The following is a 15,777-nucleotide window of genomic DNA, read 5'->3' as shown; positions in this document are numbered from 1 at the left end:
CGGTTGGTGCCCGGCCGGCTCGATTCAGCCCCGCTGGGAGGGCCGAGAGCGCTCTCACCGGCGCCGGTGGACACCACAGGTGGCCCCGCGCACTCTGGCGCGGGGCCACTGGGCTCAACGACGTTCACGGCAAGGCTCCTGGAAGTAACGGTCATTGACAGGGAGGCGGGCGGTCCGGCCCCAGAGGAGGAGGAGTGGGGTGGGGTCGTGATCCCGGAGAGGAGAGGATCACGTGCCGGACCGCCCGAGTCTGGTGGGGGGTGGGCTCAGTTCGCCTCCTGCTCGGCCTGGGTCACCACGTGGTCCCACGCTTCCTGGGGTGTCATCTCACCGGTGTCCATGGCGCGCAGCGTCTCCTCAATCATCAAGCGCACGGGCTGGTGATCGACGCCGAGATAGACGGGCTGGAGTTCGGCGGCGTTGGAGGCATAGATTTCACCCACAGGGGCGTTGTTGAAGTAAGGGTTGGTGAAGGCGCGCACCTGGGCGTCCTCAAGGGCTTGCGGTGAGGTGGGCAGGTTGTTGGCCGCGTGGAACGCGGCCATCTGGCCTTCGGGGCGGGTGAGGTACTTGGCTAGCTCGGCGGCCATTTGGGGGTGTTCGCTTTGGGTCGGCACGGCCAGCCAGGAGCCGCCCCAGTTGCCACCGCCGCCGGGAACCGAAGCGACGTCCCACGCGCCGTAGAGTTCAGGGCCGGCGGCTTCCTTAATCTGGCCGAGCATCCAGGCCGGGCAGGTGGTCACCGCAAAGCTGCCCTCTTGCAGGCCGGCCGTCCACGCCTCGGTGAAAACCTGCACATCGGCGGTGAGGTCGGCCTCAACCATCTCCACGGCGAACTGCCAACCCTCTTCGATGGCCGGGTTGGACTCGATGACGAGGTTGCCCTGGCGGTCGAAGTAGGTGTGATCGGCCCCTTGCATGACGCGGGTGTTGTAGACCTGGGTGACCGTGTCGATGAACTTGGCGTTGACGCTGCTGTTCATGAACGTCTCGCCAGTGGCGAGGAAATCGTCCCAGGTCTCCCACAGCGCACCGACCTCCTCGCGGTCAGTGGGCAGCCCTGCCTGCTCGAACAGGTCTCGGCGGTAGCACATGGCGAGGCTGCCCATGTCGGTGCCTAGGCCGATGAGCTTGCCGTCGGCGGTCATGCCCCCCTCCCACTTCCAGTCCAGGAAGTTGACGGCCATACTTCCGGCGCCGTAGTCCCTGAGATCGACGAAGTCGTCGGATCTGCCGCGCATCGCGCCCATGAAGCCTTCTTCAATGGCGACGACGTCGTCGGCGCTGCCCTCGTCGAGACTCTTTTCAAGCTGTGCGGTGTAGTCCTCGAACTTGGTATTGCGCGGTTCGACCGTGACCTTGGGATGCTCGGCTTCAAACTCCTCGTAGAGGGCTTCGTAGCCGAACGTGCCGAAAGTGTGAATCGTCAGCGTGATCTGGCTTTCGGCGCCGTCGGCGTCGGCACCGCTCCCCCCACACGCGGTGGCAGCCAGCAGCGCACCGCCGCTCAGCACTACGGCGGCCCAGCGACCGCTCACATGCTCTGCCATCTCGGAACCCCTTAATCGGGAAACTCAGTCGCTAGCGCCCCCACCTCCCCCCTTCTGGGAGCGCTCCCACAAGAAAACCGCTCGGATGCGATCCCGTCAATCCCTTGGCACGCCTGCGTAACACAACTGTTACCTGTGACATACATGCAGATAATGAGGCATGTCAGCCAGCAGCAGCCTGAGAGTCAACGGTCATCGCGGCCAGTGGAACTGGGTATCTGCCGTGAGCCGGCCCCTCACTGTCGCCGCCGGATGCGCGCCTCCCGGGAGATGGGGGCGCTACAACCGTCCCTTCCGGCGGACAAATGGCGCGCGGCGCTGCGCCGACCGGCGCGAGCTTAATCTTTCGAATGCTCGGTGGTCTCGCGCGCCGCCAGGGCCCGCCCCACCAGGTTGACCAAGAACGCGCTGACCAGACCCACCATGACCACCGAGGCCATACCCATAGCGCTCTCTTCACCGGCCAGGCCCACCAGAGGAGAAGCTGTCGCCCCCACGAAAAACTGGACGGTGCCCATCAGCGCCGAGGCGCTGCCGGCGTTGAGAGGGTAGCGCCCCAGCGCCAACGACATCGTGTTGGGCAGCGTGAAGCTCAAGGTGCTCATGACGACGAACAGCAGGGCACAGGTCAACGCGAACGGTAGGCCGGCGAGAGTCACGACGACGAGCCCCACTCCAGCCATCGCAGCCACCGACAGCGCCACCAACAGCACCGAACGCTCGGGGACTCGGCCGGCGAGGTAGCCGTTGACCTGGCTAAATATGACCATACCGATGCCGTTGAGGCCAAATAGCAGGCTGAAGACCTGCGGCGAGACCCCGTAGACGTTCTGGGCGACGAACGAGAACCCGGACACGTAGCCGAACAAGCCGGCCGAAACCAGCCCTTGGGTGAGCATCAGCGCCAAAAACACGGGGTCGCGCAACAGCCGGCCGAAGACGCCGACCACCGCGACCAGTCCATCGGAGCGGCGGTTGCTCGGCGGCAGGGACTCCCGGAGCACGAACCAGGCCAGCACGAACAGCAGCACGCCCAAAACCGCCAGCGCGCCGAAGATCCCTCGCCACGAGGTAACGAGCAGCAGTTGACCGCCGAAGACCGGCGCCAGAATGGGGGCCAGCCCGATCACGAGGATGAGCCGGGAAAACAGTCGGGTGGCGGCAGGGCCGGCGTAGAGGTCGCGCACCATCGCCCGCGCGATCACCATGCCGGCGGCTCCTGCCCCTCCCTGGAGCAGGCGCAGGACCGTCAACACCTCGGCGTTGGGCGCCAACGCGCACAGCAGGGAGAACACCGTGTAGGCGGCAGTGCCCACGAGCAGCGGACGGCGCCGCCCCACCGAGTCACTGAGCGGACCGAGAATGAGCTGCCCCACGGCCAGGCCGACCAGGCAGGCGGTGAGAGTCAACTGGATTCGGGAGTCGCTGGTACCGAACTCTTCGGCCAGGGCGGGAAAGGCCGGCAGGTACATGTCGATCGAGAGCGGCCCGAGTGCGGTGAGCGCGCCGAGTCCCACCACCAGGACCGCGCCGGCGGCACGGCCCTTCCCCGGTTTCCCGGAGGATGTCGCGGGTCCGCGTCCCGACGCACACGCTGCCATGCCGCTCCCTATCCATGCTGTGAGGCCCCGGTTCAACAGCGCGGTTGTCCACAAAAAATTCGCTGATCCTGAGATCCGATGTATGGCCCCGAATCAGTGGGAGTGGGACCGCGCACCCCCATAACCTTAGTGCTGGGCCAGTGACGGCACTCGGGTGCCCCTGCCCTGAGCCCCACGGCGGCGCCATGAGCCCGCCGTGGCAGGGGAGGTTAGCGGAACCGGTCCCGCTGGCGAGCGCCGGCATGGACCGCACCGCCGCCGAGATCAGCCAAGCAGAGTCAGAATGCTAAGGGCCATGGGCGATTCATGTCCGCTTAGAATCTGCCCAGGCCGCATCACGGCATCAACCCCTGACATCGGCGGCCCACGCCCCGGCGTGTCGGCTGGCCCGCCGGTATCCAGGGGGGAATTCTCCTGCATGCTCGGCCGTGAGCGGCGCGCGTGTCGGCAGTCCCGACATGTCCGAAAACGCCACAGCGGCCCCCGGGCCCGGAACGGCTCGGCCGGCACAATGACCGGAATCCACGCCCTAGCGCAATAGCCGGTCCCGTGCCGAGACATCCGCCCCTACCAAGGAGTACTGAGTGGAGGCCAACGAAGCGATGGGCGGCGACCCAGGTTCCCCAGACGACTATCTCGACTTCTGGGCTCCCGATCCGCCGTGTTGGACCTGGCGCGACATCCTGGAAAAGCTGGGGCTAGTAGCTCCATCGGCTCTTCGGCGGCGTGGCGTCGCCGCGATCACCGCACTGCTCGTCCTGTGCTGTCTCACTCCCCTCTCCCCCGTCACCGCGACGATGACCTCCCCCGCCCTCGCGGCCGTCCCCGCGGTTCCCACCGAAGACCTCGACACGCTGGTCTCGCGGGCAGATGCGCTGAGTGAGGAGTACAACGGGGAACTGCTCGACATGGAAGCGGTCATCGACGATGCCGAGCAGGCGAAGGAGCGTGCCGAAAAGACCGAAGCCAAGGTAGAGACGGCCCGTAAACAGGTACGGCAACTGGCGATCGCCAGTTACACCAGCGGTGGCCTGGAACCCGCGCTGACCCTGTTCGTAGAGAACCAACCCCAGGACGTGATCGACCGCGCCCAGGTGGTCGATCACCTGTCCACCGCCAACCAAGACCGGATCGACCAGCTCCAGCAGGCCATCGCCCGCGACAAAGAAGCCCAGAAAAACGCTGAGGAGAAGGTCGCTGCGGTCAAGGAGGATCTCGAAGAGTTGGAGGAGCGGCGCAAGGAAGTGCAGGAGATGATCGCCGACCATCCCAACCAGCAGATGGGCGGCCCCGACAACCTGACCCCGCGTACCCGCCAGATGAGGGATCTCATCATCGAGGAGTTCGGTGAGGGCACCTCAGTGGGCGGGGTGGGCTGCTACCGGCCCTACGGCGGTTGGGTCATCGGAGAGCACCCCAAGGGGCGCGCCTGTGACTTCATGCTCAACGCCAACGGCCAGATCCCCAGCCAAGAACAGATCGACCGTGGTTACGCGATAGCGGAGTGGGCCCAGGACAACGCCGACCGGCTCGGCATCATGTACATCATCTACCGACAAGAGATTTGGGACATCCGTCGCGGCAGCGAGGGATGGCGCCCCATGGCCGACCGCGGCAGCATCACCGAGAACCACTACGACCACGTGCACATCTCGATGTTCTAGCACCACCGGCCCCGAGATCGGCGCGATCAACGCGCCGCCCCATGAGGGGCACCTCAGCCCCCCGCCGCCCCGCCAGTGAAGATCGGCCCATAGATCATGGCCATGCACCCACTGACGAGCACGAGGACTGCGGCGATGGCGGCGATGAACACCAGCCAAGCCACGGGACCGTGTCGAGGCGGCGGGGTGGGCTCCTCGTGGGCGTCAGACGGCGAGGATGGTGTCTCGGACATATCCCGTCCCTTTCACATATGACGGTCGTGGCCTCGTTACCCTCGGAGATCACTGTAGGCCGCGCCGGCACCCACGTCTGGTTCTCGCTGCCTTGTGTCGTCGAAGCCCTAGGCGATGCGAACGGGGAAGATGCAGGCGAGCCGGACGCGAGGGGCGAGCCCAGCGCGGCCGTGATCACGACCGGCACCGCCAAATTCGCCGCGCCTCAGCACAAACCGGCGCCGGGAAGCGCACCCCTACAGCATCGGCGGGGCCCGGAACGCTCCACGTCTCCAGGGTCGCCCGGAAACGACGGGCCGTCTCGTGCGCAGCCCACCCCTCCCCTGCCGGGGAGGGCACGACGATCCCCGCTGGGGCGGGAGCGAGACGCGCTCCCCTCTTCCCACTCCCCTGTTTTCACCGGCCCCTCACACGCCCGAGAACAGGTATTTCGATCCGACAACGATCCTCTCCCCGGTCCGACTTGGGCCGATGGTGCGAAGGAATGGCTGCGTGTCGCCCGCCAAACGTCGAAGCGGTCATGTATCGCCTGATCAACGAGGTAAGCGCAGCATTGTGCGCGCAGGCCCGACCGGCGTCGGAGCCTGTGTCGGGGGCCTCCGTAGCTGATTCCCCTCTATCCAACGCCGTTAAAACGACGCCGTTAAAATTGCGAACCTGCACGCTCCTCAAAATCAGCGCGTGTCGCCAGTTGTGGCGCTCACAGCGCCAGATCGAGCGCAGGAGGCGCCCCGCGCCCGTTCGTGCCATATGTGCACGGCCCCGGAACCCCGATGGTCTTTCCGACAAACCGTAGGCTTCCAGGTGCCCTGCCCACGTGGCCAAACGGTCATGTATGGGGCAAAGCCTGGCTTCGGAGGAAACCGAGAACGCGCCATGCGCGTCATTGAGGACTGAACAGCACGCATCTGGCGCGAGGGGAATCATGAGCGACAACGGACCCTATACGCAACCCCCGCAATACCCGCAGGGTGACGAGGGCGGAAATTCTGGAGGCCAGTCGGCGCAAGGGGGTGGCTACCAACAGCCTGGACCGGGTGAGGCCAACACTGGTGGCCAGCAGCCCCACCCCGGCGGCCCGTACCAGCCCGGCCCCGGTGCCCCCAACGCCCCGCAGCCTCCCCCTAACGGTCCGTACCAGCCCGGGCCCGGTGACCCCAACGCGCAGCCGCCCTACCCCAGCGGCCCCTATCAAGGGGGATACGACCCCAACGCCCCGCAGCAGTACCCCAGCGGGCCGTACCCGGCCGTCTACGGCCCGGCGACGGGAGGACACCCCCCTTACCAGCAGCCGCCCTATGGCAACGCTGCCCAGCCGGGGCCCGGTGGCCCGCAGTTCCCGCCGCAACAGGCGTTCCAGCAGGGTGGCCAGCCTCCCTACGGCCCGCCGGGAGGTCCCGGCATGCCGGGCTATCCTCCGCCTCCCGCTCCGCGCAAGAGCAACGCCGGGCTGTGGATCGTACTCGCTGGCGGCGCCGTCATCATGGTGCTGGTCGTGGCGGTCATGGTGATGCTGATCCGCGGCAGCGGCGGCGGCACAGAGGTCGCTCCCGCCGATGAGGGAGTCGCCGACTCCCAACAACAGGACGACTCCCAGCAGAGCGACTCCCAAGGCGGAGAGCAGGACGAGCAGGACGATACGCAAAGCGAGGGGGGGCAAGGCGAAGGAGACGGCCAGGCCGCCGGCGAGCCCCCGTACGCGATCCCTGAGGAGCCCTGCAAGGCCATCACCGAGGACAAGGCCGCTGAGATCGGCGCCTCGGACCCGAGCAAAAACATCTCGAACACCATTTCGAGCTGCTACTGGAGCGTTGAGGGCGAAGACGGTACGTACGGCTCGCTGAACGTCACCTACGAGTACCCCTACGGCGGCTCTGACTCCGTCGAAGGTGCCAAGGAGACCTTCCAGACGAACCTGGAGTACGCCACTGACGAGAGCGGCGACTACAGCGACATCGAGGTTCACGAGAATCAGGACGTCAACATCGGCGATGAGGGCAAGCTGATCTTCGCCACCAACAGCACCGTCACCAAGCAGTCGGTGGGCACCCTGCTGATCCGCGAGGAGAACGTCAACATCACCGTGGAATACTCGATGAGCCCCGACATCATGGCCAGCGATCCCCCGCCTCCGCTGGAATTCTCCGATGTGGAGAGCCTCTTGCCGGAGTTGGGCAAGCAGACGCTCAACATCGTCGGCTCCGCCTGAGCACCGGCTTCACTCCACTGTGGGGCGCGGACGTTTCGTCCGCGCCCCACACTTTTCGCTCCGCGACGCCAAGAGTGGACCCGGTGGCCCGCCCACCCGACGTGGCCCCCACGACCGACTCACGCCCCGCCGGTAAACCGCCCGCGAAGAATTTCAGCAGGCCACAGCAGCTCACTATTGGGGCGGCATTGCTCGGCGCTGAGGTGTCCGTTGCGACGCCGGCGACCGCTGTTCCCCGCCCGCCGTGAGCACCGCGCTGTGGTCGACAGGTACGATCTGTTATTGACAACGTTGTCAGTAGTGCTGTCAGTCACCATACCGCAGGGGCGGTGCCGCCGGCGGGCGGGAACTCCCTGCGACACCAGAGACGTGGGAGGGGGCGTGCGTGAATCCGAAGAAGCCGGCGACCTCACGCGCCTCCACCCGACGCGCCACGATGCGCGATGTCGCCTCCGAGGCCGGTGTCGGGGTGAAGACCGTCTCGCGCGTGGTCAACGGCGAACCCGACGTGGCCGAGTCCACCCGGCACCGCGTACGCGCCGCGATCGCGCGGCTCGACTACCGGCCCGACGACAGCGCCCGCGGGTTGCGCAACGGCCAGATCGCCTCCATCGGGCTCGTTTTGGACGACGCCACCGACCCGTTCTCCGCGCAACTCGTAGCCGCGATCCAGGCTGAGGCCCAACTCCACGGCATGCTCGCGCTGAGCGGCTCCTGTAACGAGGACCCCGACTCCGAGCGCGAACTCAGCCTGGCGCTATGCGCACGCCGCGTGCGGGGACTGGTCGTGGTGCCGGCTCCCGGAGCCCGCCACGACTACCTCAGCCCCTACCTGGCCGAGGGGTTGCCGGTGGTATTCGTGGACCGGCCCCCGGTGGCTCTGGCGGCCGACACGGTGCTCACCGACAGCCGAGGCGGCGCCATCACCGCTGTGCGCCACCTCCTGGCCCACGGGCACCGCCGCATCGCTTTCCTGGGTGACGACGTGCGCATCCACACCGCAGCCGAGCGGCTTTCCGGTTACCGGGCAGCGCTGCACGAGGCAGGGCTGCCCATCGACACTGACCTCATCGCGGCACGGCCAGTGCGCGACGAGACCGTCAGCGCCACCCTGGCCGCGTTCATGGCGCTACCGGAACCGCCGACGGCCCTGTTCACTGCCAACAACCGCACCACCGTCGCGGCGCTGCGCGCCCTAGCCGGCTTTGACACGGTGCCGGCTCTGGTGGGCTTCGACGATTTCCAACTGGCGGAGCTGATGTCACCTCCGGTCACCGTCGTCGCCCAAGACCCGGGCTCGTTGGGCGAAACGGCAGCTCGGCTGCTGTTCCAACGGCTCTTCGGGGACCGTTCACCCGCCCAGCGCGTGGAGCTGGCGACCCGGCTCATCCCCCGCGGCTCTGGAGAGATACCGCCACACCCCACCGGGGGGCGCACCATAGCCGTCCCGCCCTTTTGACCCTCCCAAGGAAAGGAGCTGACCAGTGATCACCGTGGTCGGCGAAGCCCTGATCGATCTCATCGGCGCCGAGAACGGTACGTACCGCTCCGTGCCCGGCGGCGCGCCGGCCAACGTCGCCGTGGCCCTGGCCCGGTTAGGCGTTCCGGTGTCGTTGCTGGCGCGTATCGGATCGGACCGCTTCGGCCGGGAGCTGCGCGCCTATGTGGGCTCGCGCGGAGTGGACACGCGCGACCTTGTGGCCGCCGCCGAACCGAGCACGCTGGCTATCGCCAACCTCGACGCTAGCGGGCACGCCGAATTCGACTTCTACGTGCGCGGCACCGCCGACTGGCAATGGACTCCCGCTGAGCTGCCCGACCCGGTCGGCGAGGACGTCACCGCGCTCCACGTGGGCTCGCTGGCGCTGGCGATGGCGCCGGGGGCCGCGGTGCTTGAGGAGTGGATCGCGCGTCAACGCGAGCGCGTGGTCGTCAGCTACGACCCCAACGTGCGCCCGGCGCTGGCCGGAGAGCGCGCCCAAGAAGTGCAGCGGGTCGAGCGGCAGGTGGCCCTGGCCGATGTAGTCAAGGCCAGCGAAGAGGATCTGCGCTGGCTCTACGACGAGCCGGCCCCCGCGACGGAGCAGGAGACGGCTGCGTTCCTGGCCGAGCGGGCCGGCGCCTGGCTCGCGCTCGGACCGGCGCTGGTGGTGGTGACCCGGGGCCAGGAGCCGACCCTGGTCGTGGCTCGCTCTACAAAAGGAACGCCCAGCTATCACCCGGTGGAGCGGGTCGAAGTCGTCGACAGCGTCGGCGCGGGCGACGCCCTGGCCGCCGGGTTGCTCGACGCACTCGGTCAGCTTGGAGCGCTGGGCGCGGGCGGCAAGGACAAGCTGGCCACGCTCTCAGCGGCCGAGGTGGCAGCGTGCCTGCGCCATGCTCAGCGGGTGTCGGCGCGCGCCTGCCTGCGCGTGGGCGCCGACCCCGGCGAGTTGGCCTTGGAGCCGGTGCGCGTGGAGCACTGAGCGCACCTCCCGGCCGCAAACCGCACGCTCCCGCCGCAGCGGGCTGGGCCTGGGGGTGCGCGGCGCGTCGTCAGAGCATGCTGCCCTCGTGGCGCAACAGCCACTCCTTGGCCGCTACTCCATAGCCGTAGTGGTGCAGGCCTCCGTCGGCGGCCACGACACGGTGGCAAGGCACGATGGGCGCCACAAGGTTGGCGGCGCAGGCGCCGCCGGCGGCACGGGCTCCCGCTGTGGTGAGCCCGGCGGCCTGGGCCAGCCGACCATAGGAGATGGTGGCTCCCGCGGGCACCGACCGCATGGCCTGCCAAAGGCGCTCCCGCGCCGGCGAGGAGGGTTGGAGCACCGCGACCTCGTCGAAGGCGTCGACATCGCCGGCGAAGTAGCGGTGGACGGCCGCGGTGACCGACCCCAGGTCGGTGACGTCGGTCATGGGGTCGCGCAACGAGGGGTGCAGGTGCCGGTACAACTCTCCGGGGTCGCGGGAGAAGCCGGCGCCCACGCACCTGCCCTCCCGTGCGAGGAGGCTCAACGGCCCCAGAGGTGTATCGATAATGGTGGCCTCGATCATCGCGACCGCTCCCCTTCGCTGCGTGTCCCGGGCGGCTGCCTTCGCCAGTAAACCAAGAAGCGGCGGGTGCTGCGTGCCGATCGGCACGCAGCACCCGCCGGCGCGGGGGTTCGACCGCGGTCGGGCACAGCCCGGCCCTCAGGGGCGTCTCCCCTTGTCCCGCGACAGCGGGCGCTACGAGGCCCCCGAAGGCACCGGGGCAACAGCCGCTGTGCTGCGGTCAGGCGGCCGCAACCGGCACTTCGGTTGTCGCAACATGGCGTGCGGCAACCGGGACCGTAACGCGGCCCCTTAGCGAGCGCCCAGTTCGGCGCGCACCCGGCGGGTGGCCTCGACCATGTTGCGCAGTGCGGGCTCGATATCGGCATATGAGCGGGTCTTCAGACCGCAGTCGGGGTTCACCCACAGCCGCGCGGCCTCGACGCCGTTGAGAGCGGCGCGCAGGGAGGTCTCGATCTCTGCCACGGAGGGCACGCGGGGCGAGTGGATGTCGTAGACCCCCGGGCCGATACCGCGGCGATACCCCGCAGCGGCGAGATCGTCGACGAGCTCCATGTGGGAACGCGCCGCCTCGACACTGGTGACGTCGGCGTCGAGGGAGTCGATCGCGCTGACGATCCGGCCGAATTCGGAGTAGCACATATGGGAGTGGATCACCGTGCTGTCGGCCACCCCGGAGGTGGCGATCCTGAACGAGCCGACCGCCCACTCCAGGTAGTCGCTGTGCTCTTTCTCCCGTAGCGGCAGCAGCTCACGCAGCGCAGCCTCGTCGACCTGGATGTGGCGGATTCCGGCTCGCTCCAGGTCGGTGACCTCGTCGCGCAGAGCGAGAGCGACTTGGCGGGCCGTGTCGCCCAACGGCTGGTCGTCGCGGACGAACGACCAGGCCAGCATGGTCACCGGGCCGGTCAGCATGCCCTTGACCGGCTTGTCGGTCCGCGACTGAGCGTAGGTACTCCACCCCACCGTGATGGGCGAGGGCCGCGAAACGTCCCCGTAGAGGATCGGGGGGCGGACGTAGCGCGACCCATAGGACTGCACCCAGCCATGCTTGGTCGTGGCGTAGCCGTCAAGGCGTTCGGCGAAGTACTGCACCATGTCGTTGCGCTCGGGCTCACCGTGGACGAGGACATCGAGGCCGATGTCCTCCTGCAACGCGATGACCCGATCGATCTCGGCGCGCATGCGACGCTCGTACTCCTGGTCGTCGATGCGGCCCGCCCGATGCGCCGCCCGCGCCGACCGCACCTTTGAGGTCTGCGGGAAGGAACCGATCGTGGTCGTGGGCAGCAGTGGCAGCTTCGCGATCTCCTCTTTGGAGCGCTGTGCGTAGTCGGGACGCGCGTCCTTGCCGCCAAGCGATTCCAGCCGGGCGCGCACCCGGCTGTCGATGAAGGACTTCGGCGTAGGCTGGGCCGCTCTGGCGCGCGCCCGTTCCAGCTCGTTCTCGGCCGTAGCGTCGCCGGCCATGGCGCGCCCCAGCAGCCCCACCTCGTCGAGCTTCTGCCGGGCGAAGGCCAGCCGCTCCCGCAGCACGGGGTCGAGTTCGGTCTCGCGCGCCAGATCGATGGGGACGTGGAGCAGCGAGCACGACGTGCTCACCACGACCTCGCCGGCCAGCCCCAGAAGTGAGGACAGGGTGGCCAGGGTGGCTGGGATGTCGGCGCGCCACACGTTGCGCCCGTCGACCACACCGGCGAACAGGGTCTTGCCGCCCAGTCCGGAAACGCGCACCAGATCGGAGCGGGTCTCGGGGGTGGTGAAGTCCAGCCCCACTCCCTCGATCGGCATCTGCTTGAAGATGTCGAGGGCCTGGGCTCCGACCGTGCCGAAGTAGGTCATGACCGCGATGCTGGGGCGCTGGGTGGCGCCGCCGAGCCGGCTGTAGGCGCGCTCCAACTCCTGCAAGGCCGCCTGGCCGGCGTCGGTGACCAGGATGGGCTCGTCGAACTGGACCCAGCTCACTCCGGCCGCGGCGAGCTGGTCGAGCAGCTCGCCGTAGCAGGCCACGAGGTCGTCGAGCAGCTCCAAGGGCTGCCAGCCCTCGGGGGCCTCAGCTCCGGGCTTGGCCAGCATCAGCAAAGTGAGCGGCCCCACCAGCACCGGGCGAGTCTCGATGCCCAGCCCCTTGGCCTGCACATACTCCGACAGTGGCTTACGTCCGGCCAGCCGGGGCCGGGTGTGGGGCGTGAGCTCGGGAACGAGGTAGTGGTAGTTGGTGTCGAACCACTTGGTCATCTCCAACGGCGGCGCGGCGTCGGCTCCGCGGGCCATGGCGAAGTAGCGCCGTAGCTCGGCTTCGCGGTCGTCGGTGTCGGCCGCGGCTCCGATGGTGGCGAACCGGGCCGGCACGAGGTCGAACAGTACCGCCGTGTCGAGTACGTGGTCGTAGTTGGAGAAGGTGTTGGACGGGATGGCGTCGATGCCCGCCTCGCGCAGGGTCTGCCACGTGGTGCGGCGCAGCCAGGACGTCACGGAGTCCAGCTCTGCGGCCGGGATGTCGCCCTTCCAGTAGGATTCACAGGCTCGTTTGAGCTCCCGGTCGGAGCCGATGCGGGGGTATCCGAGAACAGTGGTCGTCATCGCTTGTCACCCCACATACGGGTGATCGAGCGGATCTGCATGGCGCAATCTCTCCCTCGTCGATCTGCACGGCCGTCCCGGCACGACAAAGGGGGCCTGCGATCGGGCACAGCGGATGCGCCTGCTGCTGTTCCGCCTAGTGTCGCCGCAGCCCATCCCTCGAAGGCCGTGGACACCGTGAGCGCGCCGTCGCGCCCACGGGCGGTGGCAGGTCTTCGGACTCGTGGGCACGGCACAACGCCGACGTCATACCTCCTACTGGCCATCGGCTTCCCGAGCGCCGTCGTGGCGCCCAGTGCCTGGGTGATGGCGTTCGTTCCCACACACCGCTGCGGGGCAGTCCCGGATTCTCACCGGGTTCCCTCTTGCGACACTCACGGCGCGAGCACCGGGAGTGAACCAACCGCGCTGCCGAGTATAGGCACACGTTGGCTTCCGTCCCGAGAGTGGCCCTGCGGAACTCATAAAAAGTCGTTGACATGCGAAAAATCCGGAGATGAGGCACTGATCACGGTCGTAGCGACCCGCTAGACTTCTGGCACCAAGACGGAACCAAATATGATAATCCGCGGGTCATATCCATGGTGGGGCTCGATCTCCGCCGTGCGTGCCCCGTGCCTCTGCCGTGTCGGGCCTGTCTGCCCAGAGCCGGCGCGACAGCGGCCAGGAAAGCGCCATGCGACGGCAAAGAGCTGTCTCACCACGGTGTTCCTCTGCCACACCGCCGCGACGCGCCCTGGCCGGGGACACCATCCCGTCACACCCCCACATGGTTCAGCCGCACCCCGACCCCCAAAGGACTGTCTGCCCCTTGAGCGAAGCTGGCGAATCTTTCACCCCTGCGCTGACAAGCGTCGCCCGGCACGCCCTAGCCCCTCGGCCCAGGCCCACCATGCGACTCGCCGCAACCGCCGCAGCGGTCGTTGTCTTGGCGGCGTGCTCAAGCGAGCCCGAGGACGCGCAGCAGTCCTCAACCACGCAAAGCGCCGATGAACAGATCGAGGCGACCGGCGCCCCTGACCAGATGACGGTGGTCGACCCCAGCCTGGTGACGGGCTTGGCGGAAAAGACCCGCACCGAGGAGAAGGGCGGGGCGCAGATCGATGTGGCCTACCCTGCGATCCCTAACGCCGCCCCCCTGACCGACCAGCTCAAACGCAGCACCAACCGTGAGGTGAGCGACTTCCTCGACGCCAACCCGGGGGCCGAGCGGATCGCGATGTCGTGGGAGGTCACCGTGACCGGCGAGGACATCGTCGGGGTACGGCTGACGCGGGAGGAAACCGACTCCCGCGGGCCGCGTACCGCCCACTCCACCTACTGGTACGACGCCACATCGGGCCAGCCGGCCTTCGCGACCGAACTCCTCGCGGGCCAAAAACAGCTCGAAACGTTGAACAAGCTGGTCAAGGAGGAACTGGCGGACCAGGAAGGTGTCGACACCGCCAGCATCTACCCCATCCTGCGGTTGTACGACTCGCTCGGCTTCAACCCGCGGGGGGAACTCGTCGTGGAGTTCGACGAGGGCCAGGTGGCTCCCGTCGACACCGGGCGGGTACACGCGGTCATCAGCGCGGAGGACGTCGCTCCCCTGCTCTCGGAGTTGGGTAAGCGCGCTCAGGAGGAGGCGCAGGTGCTCACCGCCGACTTCGCCCTTCCGGACACGAGCCCTTCGGTCAGCCCATCGGACAGTTCCGCCGGCTCGGCCTCCCCGTCCGCTGCCGGCTCCTCGACGCCCTCCGAGCCCCCGGCCAGCCCCTCGCCTTCGGGCACCACCTACGGCGCGGTTCCCGGGGTGCTGCCGGTCAACGACGATGAGGTCGACTGCTCGGCCGCCGACACGAAGTGCGTGGCGCTCACCTTCGACGACGGCCCGGGGGGTGGCACGCCCCACCTGCTGGACACGCTGGCCGAGTACGACGCGAAGGCCACGTTCTTCGTCACCGGCGGACCGGTACGCGAGCACGCGCGCATCGTGCGCCGCGAGTATGCCGAGGGCCACGAGGTGGCCAACCACACCGTGAAACACCCGGACCTGAGGACGCTGAGCACCGCACAGATCCGTGGGGAACTAGCCCCGGTCAACGCGCTGGTACGGCGCGAGACCGGCTACTCGATGGAACTGATGCGACCCCCCTACGGCGCCACCAACGGCACGGTCGCCAGCGTCACCAAGGACATGGGGCTGGCTCAGATCATCTGGAGCATCGACACCAACGACTGGCGCGACCGCGACGCCGGCATCGTCGCCGACCGCGCGGTCTCCCGCGCCAAGCCCGGGGCGATCATCCTGATGCACGACATCCACTCCACCACGATCGACGCGGTGCCATCGATCGTGGAGCAGCTCAGCCAGCAGGGCTACACCATGGTCACCATCTCCGAACTGCTGGGCGACACCGATCCCGGCAAGCGCTACTTCAAGGCTGGCGACTAAAACCAGCGGGCAGGCGCCGCTCGGCGGGAGAGAGCGGCGACCGAGGCGCTGCCGAAAGAACCGGACGACCGCCTTCGCGCGGTGGACCGGCCGCTGCGGCCAGTCCACCGCGCGAAGGGTGCCGCTCGCCCCTTGGACCCACCGATCGAACCGGTGACCGTGGCCGCAAAGATAGGGCGGTCGCCCCCGTCCAAACCCGTCCAAAGCTGCGACGAGGAACCGCCCCGCAGTAGCATGGGGGTGGATACGGCTTGAGTTGAGCGGCGCCAGGCGTCACCCACACCCATGAGCCGATAACTACAATGGACGGCGCTGAGCGAGCGGGAATCCTCAGCTCCCGTGGTGTGCTGGCAGTGACGTGAAGGCGACGATGCCGGCTAGCGGATCGATACCGGCGTCCTGCCGCGCGGGAGCCTCCAGCCACGAGGGTGACGGTTCCCCTGCTGCGGCGCAGCGACAATAGCGA

The 15,777-nt window shown here is 68.0% G+C and carries 10 protein-coding genes and 1 riboswitch; of the genes, 5 read left to right on the top strand and 5 right to left on the bottom strand.

From position 1 onward, the window contains the following. Positions 1–266: 266 nt before the first annotated feature. Together ABD848_RS07115 and ABD848_RS07110 are read right to left on the bottom strand one after the other, a co-directional pair. Entirely contained in the window at positions 267–1,550 is a 1,284-nt protein-coding gene (locus ABD848_RS07115; RefSeq protein ID WP_344968687.1) for an ABC transporter substrate-binding protein, read from the bottom strand. A gap of 338 nt (positions 1,551–1,888) precedes the next feature. Then, positions 1,889–3,151 (bottom strand): multidrug effflux MFS transporter, encoded by a 1,263-nt coding sequence (locus ABD848_RS07110; protein WP_344968685.1) that lies wholly within the window; start codon positions 3,149–3,151, stop codon positions 1,889–1,891. 602 nt (positions 3,152–3,753) lie between these two features. On the opposite strand from ABD848_RS07110, the gene ABD848_RS07105 reads away from it, so the two are divergent. Next, entirely contained in the window at positions 3,754–4,815 is a 1,062-nt protein-coding gene (locus ABD848_RS07105) for a coiled-coil domain-containing protein (protein ID WP_344969060.1), read from the top strand. A 53-nt stretch (positions 4,816–4,868) separates the two neighbouring features. Here ABD848_RS07105 and ABD848_RS07100 read toward each other — a convergent pair whose 3' ends face one another. After that, complete coding sequence (locus tag ABD848_RS07100; protein ID WP_344968683.1) at positions 4,869–5,048, bottom strand: hypothetical protein; 180 nt, start codon at positions 5,046–5,048, stop codon at positions 4,869–4,871. Between the two features lie 926 nt (positions 5,049–5,974). Here ABD848_RS07100 and ABD848_RS07095 point away from each other — a divergent pair. The 3 genes from ABD848_RS07095 (at position 5,975) to ABD848_RS07085 (ending at position 9,723) form a co-directional block, all read left to right on the top strand. Continuing rightward, on the top strand, positions 5,975–7,258 hold the full coding sequence (locus ABD848_RS07095) for a hypothetical protein (protein WP_344968681.1): 1,284 nt from the start codon (positions 5,975–5,977) through the stop codon (positions 7,256–7,258). Positions 7,259–7,643: 385 nt separating this feature from the next. Continuing rightward, the gene (locus ABD848_RS07090) at positions 7,644–8,717 is read left to right on the top strand and encodes a LacI family DNA-binding transcriptional regulator (protein ID WP_344968679.1); all 1,074 of its coding nucleotides are present in this window, start codon (positions 7,644–7,646) and stop codon (positions 8,715–8,717) included. A gap of 25 nt (positions 8,718–8,742) precedes the next feature. Continuing rightward, complete coding sequence (locus ABD848_RS07085; protein WP_344968677.1) at positions 8,743–9,723, top strand: carbohydrate kinase family protein; 981 nt, start codon at positions 8,743–8,745, stop codon at positions 9,721–9,723. A 70-nt stretch (positions 9,724–9,793) separates the two neighbouring features. On the opposite strand, the gene ABD848_RS07080 is transcribed toward ABD848_RS07085, so the two are convergent. Together ABD848_RS07080 and metE are read right to left on the bottom strand one after the other, a co-directional pair. Then, positions 9,794–10,291: a methylated-DNA--[protein]-cysteine S-methyltransferase gene (locus ABD848_RS07080; RefSeq protein ID WP_344968675.1), complete on the bottom strand. Its 498-nt coding sequence runs from the start codon at positions 10,289–10,291 to the stop codon at positions 9,794–9,796. Positions 10,292–10,582: 291 nt separating this feature from the next. After that, positions 10,583–12,874 (bottom strand): 5-methyltetrahydropteroyltriglutamate--homocysteine S-methyltransferase, encoded by a 2,292-nt coding sequence (gene metE, locus ABD848_RS07075; protein ID WP_344968673.1) that lies wholly within the window; start codon positions 12,872–12,874, stop codon positions 10,583–10,585. Positions 12,875–13,063: 189 nt separating this feature from the next. After that, positions 13,064–13,293: riboswitch (cobalamin riboswitch) on the bottom strand. Positions 13,294–13,766: 473 nt separating this feature from the next. Here metE and ABD848_RS07070 point away from each other — a divergent pair. Continuing rightward, a complete protein-coding gene (locus ABD848_RS07070; RefSeq protein ID WP_344968670.1) occupies positions 13,767–15,311 on the top strand; it encodes a polysaccharide deacetylase family protein in 1,545 nt (514 codons plus the stop codon). Positions 15,312–15,777: the final 466 nt, after the last annotated feature.

The sequence above is a fragment of the Salinactinospora qingdaonensis genome (assembly GCF_039539445.1).
GTDB lineage: Bacteria > Actinomycetota > Actinomycetes > Streptosporangiales > Streptosporangiaceae > Salinactinospora > Salinactinospora qingdaonensis.
This window is presented reverse-complemented; position numbering and strand designations above follow the sequence as displayed.

Bases quoted from the DNA above. Each gene is read 5' to 3' on its own strand.
- ABD848_RS07115 (WP_344968687.1), bottom strand. From the start codon at position 1,550: ATGGCAGAGCATGTGAGCGGTCGCTGGGCCGCCGTAGTGCTGAGCGGC.
- ABD848_RS07110 (WP_344968685.1), bottom strand. From the start codon at position 3,151: ATGGCAGCGTGTGCGTCGGGACGCGGACCCGCGACATCCTCCGGGAAA.
- ABD848_RS07105 (WP_344969060.1), top strand. From the start codon at position 3,754: ATGGGCGGCGACCCAGGTTCCCCAGACGACTATCTCGACTTCTGGGCT.
- ABD848_RS07100 (WP_344968683.1), bottom strand. From the start codon at position 5,048: ATGTCCGAGACACCATCCTCGCCGTCTGACGCCCACGAGGAGCCCACC.
- ABD848_RS07095 (WP_344968681.1), top strand. From the start codon at position 5,975: ATGAGCGACAACGGACCCTATACGCAACCCCCGCAATACCCGCAGGGT.
- ABD848_RS07080 (WP_344968675.1), bottom strand. From the start codon at position 10,291: ATGATCGAGGCCACCATTATCGATACACCTCTGGGGCCGTTGAGCCTC.
- metE (WP_344968673.1), bottom strand. From the start codon at position 12,874: ATGACGACCACTGTTCTCGGATACCCCCGCATCGGCTCCGACCGGGAG.
- ABD848_RS07070 (WP_344968670.1), top strand. From the start codon at position 13,767: ATGCGACTCGCCGCAACCGCCGCAGCGGTCGTTGTCTTGGCGGCGTGC.